19 protein-coding genes are annotated in these 18124 nt (G+C 72.3%); 5 read left to right on the top strand and 14 right to left on the bottom strand.

The features are described 5' to 3' along the window. Window positions 1-278: 278 nt before the first annotated feature. Window positions 279-1340 carry an SGNH/GDSL hydrolase family protein gene (locus tag JF597_RS14585; RefSeq protein WP_293994129.1) on the bottom strand — a complete coding sequence of 354 codons (1062 nt, stop codon included), beginning with the start codon at window positions 1338-1340 and terminating at the stop codon, window positions 279-281. A gap of 325 nt (window positions 1341-1665) precedes the next feature. Between JF597_RS14585 and JF597_RS14580 the strand changes: the two genes are divergently transcribed. After that, window positions 1666-3057, top strand: a complete 1392-nt coding sequence (locus JF597_RS14580; protein WP_293994126.1) for a cystathionine beta-synthase — start codon at window positions 1666-1668, stop codon at window positions 3055-3057. Between the two features lie 48 nt (window positions 3058-3105). Here JF597_RS14580 and JF597_RS14575 read toward each other — a convergent pair whose 3' ends face one another. After that, window positions 3106-4326: a transposase gene (locus JF597_RS14575; protein ID WP_293994124.1), complete on the bottom strand. Its 1221-nt coding sequence runs from the start codon at window positions 4324-4326 to the stop codon at window positions 3106-3108. A gap of 506 nt (window positions 4327-4832) precedes the next feature. Beyond that, a complete protein-coding gene (locus JF597_RS14570) occupies window positions 4833-5663 on the bottom strand; it encodes a helix-turn-helix transcriptional regulator (RefSeq protein WP_293994121.1) in 831 nt (276 codons plus the stop codon). Window positions 5664-5809: 146 nt separating this feature from the next. Here JF597_RS14570 and JF597_RS14565 point away from each other — a divergent pair, with 146 nt between their 5' ends. After that, window positions 5810-6571: an SDR family oxidoreductase gene (locus JF597_RS14565; RefSeq protein ID WP_293994118.1), complete on the top strand. Its 762-nt coding sequence runs from the start codon at window positions 5810-5812 to the stop codon at window positions 6569-6571. Window positions 6572-6593: 22 nt separating this feature from the next. Here the strand turns inward: JF597_RS14565 and JF597_RS14560 are convergent, their stop codons facing one another. The 6 genes from JF597_RS14560 to JF597_RS14535 all read right to left on the bottom strand — a co-directional run bounded on the left by JF597_RS14560 (window position 6594) and on the right by JF597_RS14535 (window position 11124). Continuing rightward, complete coding sequence (locus JF597_RS14560) at window positions 6594-7010, bottom strand: hypothetical protein (RefSeq protein ID WP_293994116.1); 417 nt, start codon at window positions 7008-7010, stop codon at window positions 6594-6596. 71 nt (window positions 7011-7081) lie between these two features. After that, a complete protein-coding gene (locus tag JF597_RS14555; protein WP_293994113.1) occupies window positions 7082-7705 on the bottom strand; it encodes a carbonic anhydrase in 624 nt (207 codons plus the stop codon). Between the two features lie 138 nt (window positions 7706-7843). Next, complete coding sequence (locus tag JF597_RS14550) at window positions 7844-8773, bottom strand: ABC transporter substrate-binding protein (RefSeq protein WP_293994108.1); 930 nt, start codon at window positions 8771-8773, stop codon at window positions 7844-7846. A gap of 11 nt (window positions 8774-8784) precedes the next feature. After that, window positions 8785-9447 carry an ABC transporter permease gene (locus JF597_RS14545; protein ID WP_293994105.1) on the bottom strand — a complete coding sequence of 221 codons (663 nt, stop codon included), beginning with the start codon at window positions 9445-9447 and terminating at the stop codon, window positions 8785-8787. Window position 9448: 1 nt separating this feature from the next. Further along, complete coding sequence (locus JF597_RS14540; RefSeq protein WP_293994102.1) at window positions 9449-10090, bottom strand: ABC transporter permease; 642 nt, start codon at window positions 10088-10090, stop codon at window positions 9449-9451. After that, entirely contained in the window at window positions 10087-11124 is a 1038-nt protein-coding gene (locus tag JF597_RS14535; protein WP_293994099.1) for an ABC transporter ATP-binding protein, read from the bottom strand. The genes JF597_RS14540 and JF597_RS14535 overlap by 4 nt, the downstream gene beginning before the upstream one ends. Window positions 11125-11265: 141 nt before the next feature. On the opposite strand from JF597_RS14535, the gene JF597_RS14530 reads away from it, so the two are divergent. From JF597_RS14530 to JF597_RS14520, 3 genes are all read left to right on the top strand, one after another. Next, a complete protein-coding gene (locus tag JF597_RS14530) occupies window positions 11266-12774 on the top strand; it encodes an aromatic amino acid ammonia-lyase (RefSeq protein ID WP_293994096.1) in 1509 nt (502 codons plus the stop codon). Beyond that, window positions 12771-13613, top strand: coding sequence for a MurR/RpiR family transcriptional regulator (locus JF597_RS14525; RefSeq protein WP_293994093.1), 843 nt, complete (start codon window positions 12771-12773; stop codon window positions 13611-13613). The genes JF597_RS14530 and JF597_RS14525 overlap by 4 nt, the downstream gene beginning before the upstream one ends. 82 nt (window positions 13614-13695) lie before the next feature. Beyond that, window positions 13696-14298 carry a hypothetical protein gene (locus JF597_RS14520; RefSeq protein WP_293994090.1) on the top strand — a complete coding sequence of 201 codons (603 nt, stop codon included), beginning with the start codon at window positions 13696-13698 and terminating at the stop codon, window positions 14296-14298. Between the two features lie 49 nt (window positions 14299-14347). Here the strand turns inward: JF597_RS14520 and JF597_RS14515 are convergent, their stop codons facing one another. From JF597_RS14515 to JF597_RS14495, 5 genes are all read right to left on the bottom strand, one after another. Then, a complete protein-coding gene (locus JF597_RS14515; RefSeq protein ID WP_293994087.1) occupies window positions 14348-14722 on the bottom strand; it encodes a hypothetical protein in 375 nt (124 codons plus the stop codon). A gap of 24 nt (window positions 14723-14746) precedes the next feature. Next, window positions 14747-15247 carry a roadblock/LC7 domain-containing protein gene (locus tag JF597_RS14510; RefSeq protein WP_293994085.1) on the bottom strand — a complete coding sequence of 167 codons (501 nt, stop codon included), beginning with the start codon at window positions 15245-15247 and terminating at the stop codon, window positions 14747-14749. A 31-nt stretch (window positions 15248-15278) separates the two neighbouring features. Continuing rightward, the gene (locus tag JF597_RS14505; RefSeq protein ID WP_293994083.1) at window positions 15279-16067 is read right to left on the bottom strand and encodes a transcriptional regulator; all 789 of its coding nucleotides are present in this window, start codon (window positions 16065-16067) and stop codon (window positions 15279-15281) included. Further along, window positions 16064-16453: a hypothetical protein gene (locus tag JF597_RS14500; protein ID WP_046731666.1), complete on the bottom strand. Its 390-nt coding sequence runs from the start codon at window positions 16451-16453 to the stop codon at window positions 16064-16066. The genes JF597_RS14505 and JF597_RS14500 overlap by 4 nt, the downstream gene beginning before the upstream one ends. A gap of 172 nt (window positions 16454-16625) precedes the next feature. Further along, window positions 16626-18008: a diaminopimelate decarboxylase gene (locus tag JF597_RS14495; RefSeq protein ID WP_293994076.1), complete on the bottom strand. Its 1383-nt coding sequence runs from the start codon at window positions 18006-18008 to the stop codon at window positions 16626-16628. Window positions 18009-18124: the final 116 nt, after the last annotated feature.

The following is an 18124-nucleotide window of genomic DNA, read 5'->3' as shown; positions in this document are numbered from 1 at the left end:
TAAGCGCTTGCTTTGTTTTTGGGCCGTGTGGGTCCGTGCGGGTGCGTCGGGGCTGGTCGCGCACTTCCTCCCCCAGCCTTCGGCCGGGGGTGCCCCCAGCGCCCCTTACGGGGCACTCAGCTGGGGCAGTCGTGCCTCCTCCAGTGCCTTAAGGGCCTGGGAGGTGCCCCCAGGGCGGCGCGGGTGGGCGATGGGGGCCCCGCGCGAGTGAAGCCGAGCGTGGGGGAGGCACCCGGCAAGCGTCGGCAAGCGTCCCCCCGCCCGGGCCCACCGACTCCCTAGTCGCTGGAACCGGCCCTCGACCTCGCCTCCTCGGAAGCCGAGTCGGGTGGGAGAGCGGGCGGCTCCCCGACCTGCCGGCGCCGGCGGCGCTTCAGCAGGGCCCACGGGCCACGCGGCCCTGTCGGCATCGCCGCCGTGACCTCCGTGCCCGCCTCGGCCGCCGCCTCCGCCGCGGCCCGGGCGACCGGCAGGAAGCCCTCGCGGCGGGTGACGTCGGGCCGCTCCTCCTCCGCCGGCCACAGGCCGAGGGCCGCGCAGACCGTCGGCAGCACCGCCATCGCCGCCGTGGCGTAGCCCTCCGCCGAGGGATGGAAGCTGTCGGGGCCGAACAGCTCGCGCGGGTGGGCCGCGAACTCGGGGCCGAGCAGGTCGCCCAGCGACACCGTGCGCCCGCCCTGCTCCACCGTCCCGATCGTCTGGGCCGCCGCCAGCTGCCGGGACGCCCGCCGGGCCAGCCAGCGCAGCGGCTGTCGTACCGGCTCGATCGTGCCCAGGTCGGGGCAGGTGCCCACCACGACCTCGGCCCCCGCCGTGCGCAGGCGGCGGACGGCCGCCGAGAGGTGACGGACCGAGCGGGTCGGCGGCATGCGGCGGGTGACGTCGTTGGCGCCGATCATGATCACGCAGATGTCGGGGACGGGTGAGGCCGTGCCCAGCACCAGGGCGACCTGGCGGTCCAGGTCGTCGGACTGGGCGCCGGGCAGCGCCACGTTGCTGAGCTGCACCGGGCGCTCCGCGACCGCGGCGAGGCCGGACGCCAGCAGCGCGCCCGGCGTCTGCGCGGCGCGGTGCACGCCCTGCCCGGCGGCCGTGGAGTCCCCGAGCATGGTCAGGCGGATGGGCGGCTCACCCGGGGTGCCGTACCCGTCGCCGTAACGGCCGTCCGCGATCGGCACCCGGCCGCCGCTGTTGCCGTTGTGCACCGCCGTCCTGGCCATCCGCACCTCGGCCAGCACCAGGCCCACCGCGGCCGCGCCGACCAGCCCGACCCCGCCACCGCCGTACGCCGCCCCGGCCGCGATCCGCCGGGCCACCCGTGCCCTCGACATGTTCGTCATGCGTCGCCGCCACCTCCTCGTTGCCGCTCATCCACTCCTTGCCCCGTACAGCCCGTGCGTCAATCTCAACGGGGAGTGAACCTCCGGAGCGGTGCCCCACGGCCTGCCCGGCGGATCCTGTCGCAGACGCGGGGTGTGGCACGCGCATCTGCCGCGTCGTCGTCACTCGCCGACGCTCCCTCCTCCGCCTCGCAGCTGCACGCACCACACCCCGCTCACCTGCGCTGATGGGGGCGGTTACCGTGCTGCGACCTGATCCGCCGGACAGGCCCTAGGCTGGCCACACCACTAGGACCACACCTTTTGCAAGCAACCGGAGACAACGGTGCGATTCCACGACTCGATGATCAGCCTCGTCGGCAACACCCCGCTGGTGAGACTCAACAGCGTCACCCAGGGCATCCAGGCCACCGTGCTCGCCAAGGTCGAGTACTTCAACCCGGGCGGCTCCGTCAAGGACCGCATCGCGCTGCGGATGATCGAGGCCGCCGAGAAGAGCGGGGAACTGCAGCCCGGTGGCACCATCGTCGAGCCGACCAGCGGGAACACCGGGGTGGGGCTGGCGATCGTGGCCCAGCAGAAGGGGTACAAGTGCATCTTCGTGTGCCCCGACAAGGTGAGCACCGACAAGATCAACGTGCTGCGGGCGTACGGCGCCGAGGTCGTCGTCTGCCCCACCGCCGTCGACCCGGAGCACCCGGACTCGTACTACAACGTCTCCGACCGGCTGGTCCGCGAGACGCCCGGCGCGTGGAAGCCGGACCAGTACTCCAACCCGAACAACCCCCTTTCGCACTATCACTCGACCGGCCCTGAGCTGTGGGAGCAGACGGAGGGGAGGATCACCCATTTCGTGGCCGGCGTGGGGACCGGCGGCACCATCTCCGGCACCGGGCGCTACCTGAAGGACGCCAGTGACGGCCGCGTCCAGGTGATCGGCGCCGACCCGGAGGGCTCCGTGTACTCCGGCGGCTCCGGGCGGCCTTACCTCGTCGAGGGCGTCGGCGAGGACTTCTGGCCCACCGCCTACGACCGGACCGTCGCCGACGAGATCGTCGCCGTCTCGGACAAGGACTCCTTCCAGATGACCCGGCGGCTGGCCAAGGAGGAGGGCCTGCTCGTCGGCGGCTCCTGCGGCATGGCCGTCGTGGCCGCGCTCCGGGTGGCCGAGCGGCTCGGCCCGGACGACGTGGTCGTCGTCCTCCTCCCGGACAGCGGCCGCGGCTACCTGAGCAAGATCTTCAACGACGAGTGGATGGCCGACTACGGCTTCCTGGAGGACGAGGGCCCGAGCGCCCGCGTCGGCGACGTGCTCAGCGACAAGGCCGGCGGCTCCATCCCCTCCCTCGTCCACATGCACCCGGACGAAACCGTCGGGCAGGCCATCGAGGTACTGCGCGAGTACGGCGTCTCGCAGATGCCCGTCGTCAAGCCGGGCGCCGGCCACCCCGACGTGATGGCCGCCGAGGTCGTCGGCTCGGTCGTCGAACGCGAGCTGCTCGACGCGCTGTTCAGCAAGCGCGCCTCCCTGGAGGACCCGCTGGAGAAGCACATGTGCGCCCCGCTGCCCCAGGTCGGCTCAGGCGAGCCGGTCGGGGACCTGATGACGGTGCTGGGCGCGGCCGACGCCGCGATCGTCCTCGTCGAGGGCAAGCCCACCGGTGTGATCAGCCGGCAGGACCTGCTGGCCTTCCTGGCCAAGGGCGGCAAGCAGTAGCGAACGTCCGTTGAATCCTCCCCTCCCTGAGGGCAGGGGATTCCTGGCTCAGGCCGCCTCCCGGAGCAGCGCTCCGGGAGGTCTTCTGCCATCGGCACCAGCCGGGTTGAGACCAGCCCGGACGAGCATCACGCGTGCGGAGTTCTTGTCCCGTGGGGACACGGTCCCGCACTCGGAGCAGGTGTAGATGCGCTCACCCAGCGGCAGTACGTGCTTGGCTCTCGCTCCGCACTGCCCGCAGTCCATCGTGGTGTACGCGGGGTGGACGAGGCGGATGTCCCGCCCGTGCTTGCGGCCGATATCGATCAGAGCCGTCTTGGTGGCGCCGATGGCGGCGTCAGCGGCCTTGCGGGCCATGGTGGTTTTGGTGAGGAACTTCGGGCGGAAGTCCTCGACGGCGACGGCATCGTGATCGCGGACAACCTGCTTGGCCCACTTGCGACCGGTGTCCTCACGCTGTCTTGCGACCTTCTTGTACGACTTCGCTCGCAGCTTCTTCGCCTTGCGGTAGCCCTTCGAAGCGGTCTGGCCCTTCTTCGGTCTGCGGCGGGCCATCATCCGGTCGTACCGTGTCAGCTTCGCCTGAGTCTTCCTGCCGTGCCCGGCGTACGGCAGGTCGTGCTTGTCGGACGTGGTGGTCGCGGTCTCCTTCACGCCCCAGTCGACGCCCAGCGCGCGGCCGGTCTCCGGCAGCGGCTGCACCTCAGCGGGCACGACGAACGAGCAGTACCAGTGTCCAAGGCTGTCCTGGTACAAGCGCACCGAGGACGGCCCGGCCGGCAATTCCCGTGACCACACCACCGTCACTACGATGCCCCCGGCCAGGTACAGCCGGCCGTCCTTCAACCGGAACCCGCGCCGGGTGTAGTTCAGGGTCGGTAGCGCCTCGCGTTTGGTCTTCCACCTCGGCATCCCGGCCCGGCGCACGGCAGGTAGACGCTCATTGATGTCCTTTTGCGCCTTGGCGCGGGAGCGGCCGAAGTCGCGGATGATCTGCTGCTGGGGAACCGACGAGCCTTCACGCAACCACGGGGTACGGATGCGGGCCTCGGTCAGCATCTTGTCGAGCTGCGCCGGGCCGCACGTCTGCTTCGCCCCGGTCGCCTTGTTGTGCAGGTGCACGGCCCTGGACTTGGCGACGCACTCGTTCCACAACCAGCGGCATCTGTCCCACTCGGCCACCAGGGCGGTACGAGCGGTGGATGACAGGCGAAGCCGGTAGGTGTAGCGGGCATGTCCGGCCTCGACAGCCGCCACAGCCTGCGCCATCCCGTCCCCTCACGTCTCCGGTAGTAACGCCGTGGCATCACGAACCCTGCAAAAGGACCATACGAACGACCGCCGCACACGCGTACTCAGATCTCACCCCCACCACCCTGGTCGGCGACCATACGTACGCGCGTTCGCATGTCACCACACGTCTGACAGCCGTCGAGGCGCTCTGTGCCTTGAAGGTGAACGGCCCGTGACCCCGCGGAACTTGCTGTTTCCTGTCCAAGTGGTGGACTTAGCGGAAGTGGTACGAGCGTGTCACGTGCGCGCAGCACACGCTTAACACGGGTCCGGCACATTAGTGGGCGTCGGCAGGGCGGGAGCGGCTCCCCGCCTCGGCCGGCACTGAACGTCCAAGGACCTCCGGAGCGGCTCCCGGACCTCCATGGACGCCCGGACGTGAGACCCGGCCCTGACCCGGTCCACGTCCCTCGCGGGGACCGCCGTCGTCCCGCCCCCCTTTCAAGGGGGTGCGGCGGTCCCCGCGCATTACTTCTCCCGGCTCACACCGCCGTCGCTTTCCAGCTACCCAGCAGGGCAAGCCGCTCCGCCGTCTCCGAGCCCGGCTCCGGGGTGTACGCCACGATCGTCTGGTCCGGGTCGGTCGGGACCGTGAGGGTCTCGTAGGGCAGGGTCAGCAGGCCCGCCACCGGGTGCTGGATGCGTTTCGTCCCGTACGCGCACTCCTTGACCTCGTGGTCCGCCCACAGTCGCCGGAAGTCCGCGCTCTTCAGGGAGAGTTCGCCCACCAACGCGGCCATACGGGGGTCGTCGGGGTGGCGGCCCGCGTCGATGCGCAGGTTGGCGACGGTCTGGGCGGCGACGGCGGCCCAGTCCGGGTAGAAGTCCGCTGCTGCCGGGTCGAGGAAGACCTGGCGCGGGATGTTCCGTTCGGCCGGGGCCAGGGCGCTGAACCCGTTCACCGCGTCGCCGAGCGCGTTCCAGGCCAGCACGTCCATCCGGCGGCCCAGCACGAACGCGGGCGTCCGTTCCATGCCGTCCAGCAGCAGCTGTACGCCGGGACGGACCCGGGGGCCGGCCGGGCGCGCGGTGCTCTTCCGGTGCGGGCGGGCCACCGTCAGCAGGTAGGCGTGCTCGGTCTCGTCCAGGCGCAGGACGCGGGCGACGGCGTCGAGCACCGCGTCCGAAACTCCCCCGGGACCTCTGCCCTGCTCCAGCCGGATGTAGTAGTCGACGCTGACCCCCGCCAGCTGCGCCACCTCCTCGCGGCGCAGGCCCGGTACGCGGCGCCGCCCGTGCGAGGGCAGCCCCACCTCCTCGGGCTGGATGCGGGCACGGCGCGAGCGCAGGAAGTCTCCGAGTTCCCCGTCCATGGGTTCGATCGTAGAGGAGCGGCGCCCCGCCAACCTGGTTCTGCCAGACCCAGGAAAAGCTCAGCCCTGGGTAGCCCGCCCGGACCCGGCGAGTGTGGAGACACGCCACCGGGGCGGTCCCGGCGGCACTGACCAGGGAGTACCTCATGTCGTACGACAACCTGTCCGGCCGTACCGCCGTCGTCACCGGCGCCGCCAGCGGGATCGGGGCGGCGGTGGCCCTGCGGCTCGCCGGGTCGGGAGCCCGGGTGGCGCTGCTCGCCCGGCGCGCGGAGCGGCTGGAGACGGTCGTGGCGAAGATCCGGGCGAACGGCGGGGAGGCCCTCGCCGTCGTCGCCGACGTCACCGACGACGCCTCCGTGCAGGCGGCGGCCGACGCCGTGCACGCGGCCTACGGGAGGGTCGACCTCGTCGTCAACAACGCCGGCGTCATGCTGCCCAACCCCGTCGACGACGGCCGAATCGACGAGTGGCAGCGCATGCTCGACACCAACGTCACCGGGGTGCTGAGGGTGCTGCGGGCCTTCACCGGGGACCTGGTGGAGGCGGCGGCCGAGGGCCGTACCGCCGATCTCGTCAACGTGTCGTCCATCGGCGCGCACGTCGTCTTCCCCACCTTCGCGGTGTACGGCGCCACCAAGGCCGCCGTCACCTTCCTCTCGCAGGCCCTGCGCGCCGAGTTCGGGCCGCGTGACGTGCGGGTCACCAACGTCGAGCCGGGGTTGACGGACACCGAACTCGGCACGCACATCGACGGCGAGGAGCTGCGCGAGCAGGTGGCGGGGATGTTCGACGGGATGGGCGCACTGGCCGCCGAGGACCTCGCCGACCTGGTCGGCTATGTGGTGAGCCGTCCGCGGAACGTCAACCTGCGGCAGGTCGTGGTCCAGCCGACCCGCCAGGTGTGACCGGGGCCGGGTCCGGCCCGGGTCAGTCCTCGTGGGCGCGGTCGCTCCGGTGGAACAGGTCGGGGTTGAGGCGGATCGCCTGGGCCACGTTGACACCGACGATGCCGATCCAGGTCGTGATCAGGCCGGTCATGCCCGCGAACGCGCCGCCGATCGCGGACAGCGGGATCGCCACCACCAGCGACACGATCCCGAAGCCGAAGCGCTCGCCCCACGAGTCGGTGCCGCTCCTGGCGCCGCGCGCCCCCCGGGCCACCTGCATCTGCTGCTCGGCCAGGCCCCTGCGCAGCCGGCGCTCGACCGCGCCGTCGATGCGCTGGTCGATCTTCTCCACGAAGGAGTCGGCCAGTTCCGACTCGTACTCTGGCCCCAGCTCCCTGCGGGCGTGCAGGGTCGCGGCGAGTTCCTTCTTCAGGTCGGTGTCACGCGCGTCCGTCATGGGGCCCACGGTAGGGATCCGGGGCCCTTGGCGCACTGGGGAAATCCCCCGCATCCGGCGGGGGATCGCCCTCAGGGCAGCAGCGACACCAGCCCGCTGCCGGCGTCGAACCGGGCCGCCACCACCGACGCCCCAGCGAACGCGCAGTCCGCGCGGATCGCGTCCCGTGCCCACACCGTCTGGGCCCGCATGGTGTGTTCGGCCCAGTCGCCGGGCAGCGCCCTGGTGCGCAGGGCGGCCGGCGTGATCTGTTCGGCCAGGAGCTCCAGATGGCCGGGGACGGCGGCGCCGGTGCGCAGCCGGCCGAGGGTGGCTGCGACGGCCCCGCAGCCCTCGTGACCGAGGACCACGACCAGCGGGACGCGCAGTTCCTGCACGCCGTACTGGAGGGAGGCGAGGACCGCCTCGTCCAGCACCTGCCCGGCCGTCCTTATGCTCAGCAGGTCGCCGAGACCCTGGTCGAAGACCAGTTCCGGGGCGGCCGCGGCGTCCACGCAGCCGAGCACCACGGCGAACGGGCGCGGTGCGGCGGCCCGGCTCCGGCGGGCGCGGCCGGTGGCGTACCGCCGGTTGCCCTGGAGCAGTTCGTCGAGTGCGGCACTCGCCGAGTCGGGGACGACGGCCGCCGGCGAGAGGGCGACGGCCGGCGCGCCGACGGCGGTGGCCGTCGGAAGGGCCCTGGGGGTGGAGGCCATGACGCTTCCTCAGGTGCTGGCGCTGATGGTTCTCATCACTGTACGCGGCGGAAACGTTACTGTCGGTATTGGTTTAACGGCTCTTGGCCGGATCATCGCCCGCGCGATACCGATACGGCCGACGTGTCCGGCCGGTGCTCAGGCCAGCCCGTGCTGCTTCGCGTAGGCGGCCGCCACGTCCTCCGGGTCCTTCTTGTCGTTGTCCACCTGGCTGTTGAGCTGGGTGAGCTGCTCGGTGGTGAGGACGTTGCCGAGCCGGGCGAGGGCCTTGCGGACGGTGTCGTCGGCCTTGCGGTCGGCGATCAGCGGGACGATGTGCTGGCTGGGGATCAGGTTCTTCGGGTCGGCCAGCACCACCCAGCCGTTGGCGGCGATGTCGGTGTCGGTGGTGAACAGGTTCGCCACGTCCACGTCGCCCTTCTTCAACGCTCCCTTGACCAGCGGACCGTCCGAGTCCAGCGACTTGAACTCCTTGAACTGGACGCCGTACACCTCCTGCAGCCCGACCGCGCCCACCCGGCGCTTCTTCACCTCGGGTGCGGCGCCGATGACCAGCTTGCCGTTCTGCTTGGCGAGGTCGGCGAGGGAGGTCAGGCCGTACTTCTGGGCGGTCGCCCGGGTGACGACGAAGCAGTCGGAGTCGGCCGCCTGCCCGTACGGCAGCACCTGGAGGCCGGCGGGCAGTGCCAGGGTGAGGGCGTTCTGCATGGTGCCCGGCTCGGCGGAGGCGTCCTTCGGGGCCAGGTAGTTGAGGAGGGCGCCCTGGTACTCGGGCAGCAGGTCGATGTCGCCCGCCTTGAGCGCGGGGATCACGATCTCCCGGGTGCCGAGGTTGGGGCGGACCTTCACCTTCACGCCGGCCTTCTGGAGCACGGCCGCGTAGAGGTAGCCGAGCACCTGGTTCTCGGTGAAGTTGGCGGTGCCGATGGTGATGCCGCCCTTGCTGGAGCCGCCGCCGGCGGTCGAGCCGCTGCTCTCGTTCAGCGAGGTGATGCCGCTGGAGCAGGCGGAGAGGGTGGTGACGGAGCCGGCGGCGAGCAGGCCACCGAGGAGGGTGCGACGGTTCATCTTCGGGTTCCCTAGGCGGTGCGGTGGCGGAAGAGGAAGCGCTGGAGAGTGCTCAGGAGCAGGTCGAGGACGACGGCGACGAGCGCGACCAGCACCGCGCCGCCGAGCACCTGGACGAGGTCGCGCTGGGCGAGTCCGTCGAAGACGTAGCGGCCGAGGCCGCCGAAGGAGACGTACGCGGCGATGGTGGCGGTGGCCACGACCTGGATGAGCGCGAGGCGCAGGCCCGTCATGATCAGCGGGAGGGCCAGCGGCAGTTCGACCTGGAGGAGGACCTGGTGGCCGCGCATGCCCTGGCCGCGGGCCGCGTCGCGGACGTCCGGGTCGACGGCGGTCATGCCGGCGTAGGTGTTGGTGACGATCGCCGGGACCGCGAGGGCGACCAGCGCGACGTACACCGGCAGCATCGACAGGCCGCCCGCGAGGAAGACCAGGACCACCAGGCCGACGGTCGGCAGGGCGCGGCCGAAGGACGCCAGGTTGATCGCGAGGAACGCGCCCTTGCCGGTGTGGCCGATCAGCAGGCCGAGGGGAAGGCCGATCGCGGCCGCGATGAGGGTCGCGAGCAGCGAGTACTGGAGGTGCTCGGCGAGGCGGTGGGCGATGCCGTCCTGCCCGGCCCACTGGGAGCCGCTGGTCAGCCAGGTTCCGAGGTTCTTGAAGAGTTCGAACATGTCAGGCTCGCCTCCGCCGCCACGGGGTCAGTACGTACTGGAGCGCCACCAGCAGGGCGTCCGCGACCACCGCGAGCAGGATCGTGAGGACCACGCCCACGATCACCGGGGTCGGGAAGTCACGCTGGAAGCCGTCGGTGAAGAGCTGGCCGAGGCCGCCGTCGCCGATGTAGGTGGCGACGCTCACCAGCGAGATGGACATGACCGTGGCGATCCGGACGCCCGCCATGATCACGGGGAGGGCGAGCGGGAGTTCGACGGTGAGGAGGGTGCGCAGCGGGCGGGTGCCCATCGCCTTCGCCGCCTCCTTGGTCTTCGCGGGGACCGAGTCCAGGCCCTCGACCGTGTTCCGCAGCAGCACGACCAGCGTGTAGACGGTCAGGCCGATGACGGTCGTGGTCCGGGTCAGGCCGCTGATGGGGAGCAGCAGCACGAAGATCGCGATCGAGGGGATCGTGAAGAGCACGTTGGACAGGCCGAGCAGGAAGCCGCGCAGCGGACGGACCCGGTGGGCGACCACCGCGAGCGGCAGCGAGATCAGCAGACCGAAGAAGACGGCGGTCATCGCGGCCTGGAGGTGGGAGAGGGTGAGGCTGGTGAGGTCGTCGGTGTGGTCGCCGATCCACGACCAGTCGACGCTCATGCCGCCACCACCCGGGCCGCGCTGTGCGCCTGGCCGGCGTGCACGTGGATGTCGTCGCGGGATGAGACGCCGGTGAGGACCCCCTGGGCGTCCACCCGGGCGACGAGTCCGGTCGGGGAGGCGATCGACTCGTCGAGTGCGGCGAGCAGTGAGTCGTCGTCCGTCAGCGGGCGTACGGGGAGTTCGGCGTCCTTCGAGGCCCAGTGCAGGGGCTTGCCCGCCGGGTCCAGGGTGAGGGTCCAGGTGCCGCCCTGGGGCGCCGGGCCCTGGGGGACGTCGGCGAGGGTCTGCAGGGAGAGCAGCTTCAGGCCCCGTTCCGCGCCGAGGAAGTCGGCCACGAAGTCGTCCGCGGGCCGGGCCAGCAGCTCGGCGGGCGGGGCGCACTGGACGAGGTGGCCGCCGGTACGGAAGATCGCGATCCGGTCGCCGAGCCGGACGGCCTCGTCGACGTCGTGGGTGACGAAGACGATGGTCTTGTTCAACTCCTTCTGGAGCCGCAGCAGTTCGTCCTGGAGCTGGGTGCGCACCACCGGGTCGACCGCGCCGAACGGCTCGTCCATCAGCAGCACCGGCGGGTCGGCGGCGAGGGCGCGGGCCACGCCGACGCGCTGCTGCTGGCCGCCGGAGAGCTGGTGCGGGTAGCGCTTGCCGGCGTCGGCGGCGAGGCCGACGGTCTCCAGGAGTTCGGCCGCGCGGGCGCGGGCCTTCTTCCGGTTCCAGCCGAGCAGCAGCGGGACGGTGGCGATGTTGTCGAGCACCGTGCGGTGCGGGAAGAGCCCGGCCTGCTGGATGACGTACCCGATGGACCGGCGCAGTTCGGCGGCGTCCTGCTCGGTGACGTCCTTGCCGTTCACCTTGATCGTGCCGGAGGTCGGCTCGACCATCCGGTTGATCATCCGCAGGGTGGTGGTCTTGCCGCAACCGGAGGAGCCGACCAGGACGGTGACCCCGCCTGCCGGCATCTCCAGGGAGAGATCATGGACTGCTGTCGTGCCGTTGGGGAAGCGCTTGTGGACCGCGTCGAACTGGATCATGAGATGTCCCTTGCCCGGCTGTATAACGTCATGCAGAGTTCTCGGTACGTGAATAGCTTGTCAACGGTCTGGCGTTAATCCGAGGTAACGGATGACCGGAAGGCAAGATCGAGTGTCCGGATTGAGGGGAGTTTGGGCGTGATGTCGTCTCACACTGTGGACGCTCCCGGAACAGCGCATTCCGGCCTGGTGGTCCTCGACGGCATCGGCATGGGCGTCGAGGACGTCGTACGCCTCGCCGACGGCGCCGCCCGCCCGGTCCCGGGCACCGAGGCGATGCGCCGCGCGGAGGAGTCCTGGAACGCCGCCCGGCAGATCGCCGCGACCGGCCGCGTCTACGGCCGTTCCACCGGCGTCGGCGCCAACCGGAACGAGGACGTCCCCACCGAGGCTGCCGCCGGCCACGGACTGCGGCTGCTGCGCAGCCACGCCGGGGCGATCGGCGAGGAGCTGCCCGCCCGGCAGGTCCGCGCGATGCTCGCGGTGCGCGCCAACCAGCTGCTGGCCGGCGGCGCCGGGCTGCGCCCGAGCGTGGTCACCGCCCTGTGCGAGGCGCTGGAGTCGGGCGCGTACCCGGTCGTCAACGAGTTCGGCTCGGTCGGCACCGGGGACATCGCGGCGCTGGCCCAGATGGGCCTCGCGCTGGCGGGGGAGCACCCCTGGCGGGGCGCCGGAGCGCCGGAGGCCCAGCCACTGGACAACAACGACGCCCTCGCCCTGATCAGCAGCAACGCCCTCACCCTCGGCCAGTCGGCGCTCGCCCTGCACGAGCTGCGCGGGCTGATCGAGGCCACCCAGGTGGTGGCGGCCCTGTCACTGCTGGCCGTCGACGGCTCCCACGAGGCGTTCGCGGCGCCCGTCCACGCCGCCCGCCCGCACCGGGGCAGCGTCGAGGCCGCCCGCCGGATGCGGGAGCTGATCGGCGCCGCCGACCGGCCGACCCCGCCGCTCGGCCGGATCCAGGACCCCTACGGCTTCCGCTGCCTGCCGCAGATCCACGGCCCCGCCCACGACGCCGCCGACGCCCTGGAGCAGGTCCTCGGCATCGAGATCAACGCGGCCGCCGAGAACCCCCTCATCTCCCCCGAGGACCTGGCCGCCTACCACCACGGCGGCTTCTACCAGGCCCAGCTCGCCCTCGCCCTGGACCACTTCCGGCTCGCCCTCACCCAGGTGGCCCGGCTGTCCACGTCCCGGCTCTCCACCCTCAACGAGCCCGCCTACACCCGGCTCCGCCCCTTCCTCGCCGACCACGAGCCCGCCTCCTCCGGCGTGATGATCCTGGAGTACGCCGCCGGCGCCGCCCTCGGCGATCTGCGCGCCTTCTCCGCGCCCGCCTCCCTCGGGCACGCTGTACTCTCCCGAGGCGTCGAGGAGCAGGCCAGTTTCGCCTCGCTCGCCGCCCGTCAAACGCTGCGCGCCTGCCGTGCGTACCGTCTGGTGGTCGGCTGCGAACTCGTCGCCGCCGTACGGGCGCTGCGCCAGCGCGAGCTGCGTCCCGACCCGGAACTCGGGGCGGGGCGGGCGCTGGAGCTCGCCGAGGCGGCGCTGGAGGCGGACCCGGCCGACCGGCCGCTCACGGACGACGTCACCGCGGCGGCCGGGCTGCTCGACCGGTTCACGGACATCTGGAGGGGGAGCACGTCATGAACGTGACCGACAGCCCTGCGACTCGCTTGCAGGCGCTCTTCGAGGGGCACCGGCTCACGCCGACCCAGCGGCGCATCGCGCACAGCATGGTGCGGCGCGCCGCCGACGTGCCCTTCCTGTCCAGCGTGGAGCTGGCCGAACTGGCCGGGGTCAGCCAGCCCTCCGTCACCCGGTTCGCGGTCGCCCTCGGCTTCGACGGCTACCCGGCGCTGCGCAGGCACCTGCGCGAGGTGGTCCCCGCCGAACAGGCGGCCGGCAACGGGTCGTACAACGAGTACCAGCAGGCCGTCGAGGCCGAGATCGAGAACCTCCGGCACCTCGCCGAGGTGCTCGCCGACCCGCGCCCCGTGCAGCAGGCGGGCCGCCTGCTGGCCGCCTCCCGGCCGCTGCCGGTCCTCGGCCTGCGCGCCGCCGCCTCCCAGGCCTACGGCTTCGCCTACTTCGCCGCCAAGGTGCATCCGGACGTCCGGCTGCTCCACGAGGGCGGCACGATGATCCACGACCGCATCGACGCGGCCGTCCTGGCCGGCGCCACGGCCCTGCTGTGCTTCGCGCTGCCCCGGCACCCGCGCGAGGTCGTGGACACCCTGGGCTATGCCAAGGAGTCCGGGCTGACCGTCGTGACCGTCGCCGACTCCGCCTTCGCGCCCGTCGCCAAGGTCTCCGACCTGCTGCTGCCGGCCGCCGTCGGTACCGGGCTCGCCTTCGACACCGCGTGTGCGCCGATGCTGCTCGGCCGGGTGCTCCTGGAGGCGATGTGCGACGACCTGCCGGACGCCCAGGCCCGCCTGGAGGAGTTCGACACCCGGGCGGCGGCGCGCGGTCTCTTCGTCGAGTAGGCGGCTTTAAGACTCGTCTCACGTTCGCTGGTTAGCGTCCCGCCCTACGGAATGGGCCGACACCGGCGAGGAGGCTGCGGACATGGCGCGTGCGGGACGAGGGACACGAGGAGGACAGGGCCTGGCCCGGGTGGCCGTGGTCGTACGGGCCGGCGCCGCGCCGCTGTGGTGGTCCGGGGTGTTCGCGGCGGGCGTCGGCGTGCTGCCCTCCGGGATCACCGGGCGGCGGATCGGCGTCATGGCCGGGGCCGCGCTGTTCATCATCGGTGCCGCCGTCGTGGCGCTCACCCGCCGCAGGCGGTACACCGCCCTGGTCCACGGGGCCGCCCGGGCCGGCAAGCACGACGTGCTCCAGGACCGGGCGGTGACCGTGCGGAACTGGCGCCGGGGGCACCGCTGGTGGCTGCTGCTGGCCTTCGCCGTCGCCCTCGGCTCGGCCTTCGCGGTGCCCGCGGCCGGCGGCATGCTGCTCGCCGGGACCGGCACCGGGCTGCGCCTGAAGGCGGCCTGGCTGGGCCGCCGGGAGAAGGCCGGCGAACAACTGGTGTGGCTGCGCGTCGACTGGCTCGACGAGCGCGGCGGCCGCCCGGCCGGCAAGGCCGTCAAGGCCTACCGCGGTACCGGCATCGCGGCGGGCGACGCGGCCCCGGGCGGGGCCCGCCGCCGCACCGCGGCCCTGGTGTGAGGGCCGCCTAGGGTCTGCCGCGACGCCGGCATGATCCGAACGGCAGGCCCTAGACCTCCAGGTCCTCTTCGATCCGCTTCAGCTGGTGCCGGGCCATCGCCAGGTTGGCGCGGGCCTGGTCGAGCACCAGGTAGAGGAAGAGGCCGTTGCCGCCCCGGCCCTTGAGCAGCCGGATCAGGTGGTACTGGTTGGAGAGCGTGATCAGGATGTCCTCGATCTCGCCCTTGAGGCCGAGGTGCTCCATGGTGCGCATCTTGGCGCGGATCACGTCGGTGTTGCCGGCCGCGGCCACGTTCAGGTCGAAGGTCTTGCTGCCGCCCATCGTGCCCAGCGCCATCCCGCTGGTGTAGTCGACGAGCGCGACGCCGGTGGCGCCCTCGATGGAGGTCAGGCACTCTTTCAGCGCGGTTTCGGTGTTGGCCATGACTTTCTGGTTCCTTTCAACTGTTCAACTGTCGGTTGCAGTGCGCGCGTCGGTGGTGGTGCTGGTGCGTGGCGTGCGCGTGGTTCTGGTCCGTGTGGCTGTGTTGCGGGCCGGGCGCAGGGCCTTGGCGGCGGCCTCGGCGGCGTCGACCGTCTCGCCGATCCGGGCGGCGGCCCGGCGGCCCTCCAGGTGGAGTCGGCCGACGTTCACCCGGTCCTCGGCGAGCAGGGTGAGTACGGCGCTGTGGCCGGCCGCGTAGGTGGCGACGTAGCCGTCCTCGCCGCGTACCAGCAGCTCCCTGAGCTCGCCCTTGCCGGTGGCGTCGGAGACCCGGACGGCGACACCGAGCTCGGCCGCGGTCAGCGCGGCGAGCCCCTCCGGATCGACGCCCGGGCAGTCGTGGGCGACGACGAGGCCGTCGACGCCGGCCGCGAGGGCGCCGGTGAGCTGGGGCATCCGGGTGCGTAACCGGCGCAGTTCGTCGAGGACGGCCTCTCTGTCGGAGCTGCCGGGTTCTGCCGCCATCAGCTGTCTCCTCTCGGCGGGGCGGTGCCGTTCAAAGGGCCTCCAGCGCATCCCTGAGCCTCTTCAGCAGCGCGATGTCGGGGTCGGTGACCGGGGGGAGCGGGGGTGGGAGGGGCGCGGTGTTCCTCGGGGCGAGGAGTCCGGCCGCCGCCAGCCGCCGTACGTCCACCAGCGTGTGGAAGGCCGGCCTGCCCAGCTCCCGGGCGATCTGCGGGGCCGTGCGGACGCCGTCCACCCGGTCCAGGACCGCCCGCTGCCGGGGGGTGACCGGCGGTGGCGCGACGGGGTCGGCGCGGATCAGCGGGGCGCTGTCCGCCGACGGGTCGGGCCAGATGCGGTGCAGCAGCTCGCGGCGGCGCAGGGTCTCGCGCTCCAGGGCGGCGACGGGCACCGCGTGCCAGGGACCGGCGGCGGTGGTGCCGTACCGGAACCGGCCCGGGGTGCTGCTGGGCGCCAGCGCGAAGTACCCGGCGTCGTACAGGGCGCTGAGCCGGCACAGCTCCAGGGCGCCCCTCGGGAGCAGGCCGGCGGCGAGCAGCCGGTGGGTCGCGGCGGCTATGTCGTCGGTCCAGGGCCAGGCCGCCGCGTCGAGCGTGCCGTGGGCCGTGAGGAGCACGTCGAGGCCGGGGGCGAGCGGGCTCTCGGCGTGCACCACGCGACCCTCGGCCAGGTGCAGGGTGCCGTGCTCGCGGACCAGGACTCCGGTGGCCCGCTCCTCGGCGAGGCGTATCAGCATCGGGGAGAGCGCGCCGGGCACTCTCTCGTGCGCGGCCGTGCGGTCCCGGACCGGCAGCGGCGGCGGTGTCTCGACCACGGTCATCCCAGCACCAGCCGCTCGGCCATCTCGCCGAGCCGGATCCGGGCGAGGGCGAGATTGCCGTCCTCGCGGGTCAGCCACAGGTGCAGGAACACGGTGGCGTCGAAGGACGTGACCACGAACCGCAGCAGGTGGTAGCTGTCCCGGTTGCTGACGATCAGGTCCTCCACCGGAGGGCTCACCTCGGTGTCGTCCTCCGTGCTGAACGCCCCGTGCTCGGCGGCCAGCCGGGCCAGCTCGGCTGCCTCCGCGGCGGTCGTCTCGTGATCACCGCCGGGCGCCTCCCCGACCGTGCCCAGGGCCAGCCCGCTGGTCCAGTCGACCAGCGCGGCGCCCCGGGCACCGGGCAGTCGCATGGCTTCCAGTAAGCACTCGTCGATTCCGGGCACCGTGGCTCCCCTCCCGCCGCGTGACTCTCCGGTTGAGTGACGCAGACACTACGCAACGTGTGCGGGAGGAGTGAGTCGTTTGGCATTTTCCAGTGGAACATGCGCCCGGCAGGCTAGTGTTGGTCAACTGAGCTGCTTTTCACACCAGTTGATCGCCGCTGTCCGAGGTGTCTCAACGGCTCTCGGTTGCACGCAGGGTGGTGAGCGCGTCGGCGTGCGCCCCTCCGGATTCGGCCACCACCTCGGCGACCGTCTGCGGCTCCCGTACGACGGCGAACGCCACGCCCCCGTCGCCGTCCGGTGCGAAGCCGTAAACCCCGGGCCGGGCAAGGGAGTTGTAGGAGTAATGGCTGCCGAAGTAGTACGCCCCGGTGTCCAGTGCCGCCGCGATGTCTCCCTGCTCCAGCGGCGGCAGCACGCGGCCCTCGGCGAGCAGGTCGCCCGCGAAACAGGCCGGCCCCGCCACGTCCTGCACCACCGGCGCCCCCTCCTTGGGCCGCCCCTTCGCGTCGTACGCGGCGATCCTGAGCGGCCACGCCCCCGGCACGTACACCGTCCGCGGCGCCACCTGCACCCCCGCGTGGGTCACCGCGATCCGCCGCCCGCCGGAGCTCTTCGCGTACTCCACCCGGGCCAGCACCGTGCCGTGCCGGGCCAGCAGCGACCGCCCGAACTCCGTCACCAGCCCGTACCGCCCGTCGAACAGCCCCGGCACCGCCTCCGCCAGCAACCGCGCGTACTGCGCGTGCGTCGGCTCCGTCGCCTCGGAGGCGAAGTTGACCGAAAGCCCGCCCCCGATGTCGAGGGTGTCGACCTGGTGCCGCCCGGCGCGCGCGTTGATCTCCTCGGCCAGCGCGTACGTCTCCGCCACGCCCCGCGCCAGCAGTGACAGCGAGATCCCCTGCGACCCGGTGTGCGCGTGCAGCCGGGTCAGCCACGGCCGCTCCGCGAACGCCTGGACGACCCACTCCCGGGCCCCCTCGTCGCGCAGTCCCACCCCGAACTTCGAGGTCGCGGTCGCGGTGGAGGTGGCCCCGATGGTCCCGGCCCCGATCTGCGGGTTCACCCGGATCCCGAGCGGCGAACGGGTGGGGCGTGCGTGCCGGAGCGCGTCGATCCTGGTGAGCTCCTGCGGGTTGTCCGCGTTCACGGCGACGCCCAGCGCCAGCGCCTCGCGCAGTTCCGCCGCCGTCTTCGCGGGCGCGTCGAACACGACCCGCTCCGCCGGCACCCCGGCCGCCCGCGCCAGCGCCAGCTCGCCCGCGCTGGCCACCTCGGCGCCCAGGCCGGCCTCGGCCAGCAGCCGCACCACCGGGACCAGCGGGTTCGCCTTCACCGCGAAGGCGTGCAGGATCGCCGTGCCCGGCGCCGCGACCGCCTCGAACGCCCGGCGCAGCTCCGCCGCCGACGCCCGGATGCCCGCCACGTCCAGCAGGCCTACGATCGGCGCGTCCGGCCCCAGCAGTCCCTGCTCCACCGCCGCCCGCACGGCGTCGTCCCGCCGCCCGACCCGCTCACCGTCGTCCCCGTGTCCGTCCACGGCATCCCCCGACATGTCGTCGTCCACACCCTTAAGACCCATAAGTCCAGCCAAACATCCGGAATGCGGCAGCGCTGCCGGACCCATGTATTGACTAGTTCTATTCAGCGGGCCAGGATGTGAATAACCGC

This window comes from Streptomyces sp., from assembly GCF_019510245.1.
Lineage (GTDB): Bacteria > Actinomycetota > Actinomycetes > Streptomycetales > Streptomycetaceae > Streptomyces.
This window is presented reverse-complemented; position numbering and strand designations above follow the sequence as displayed.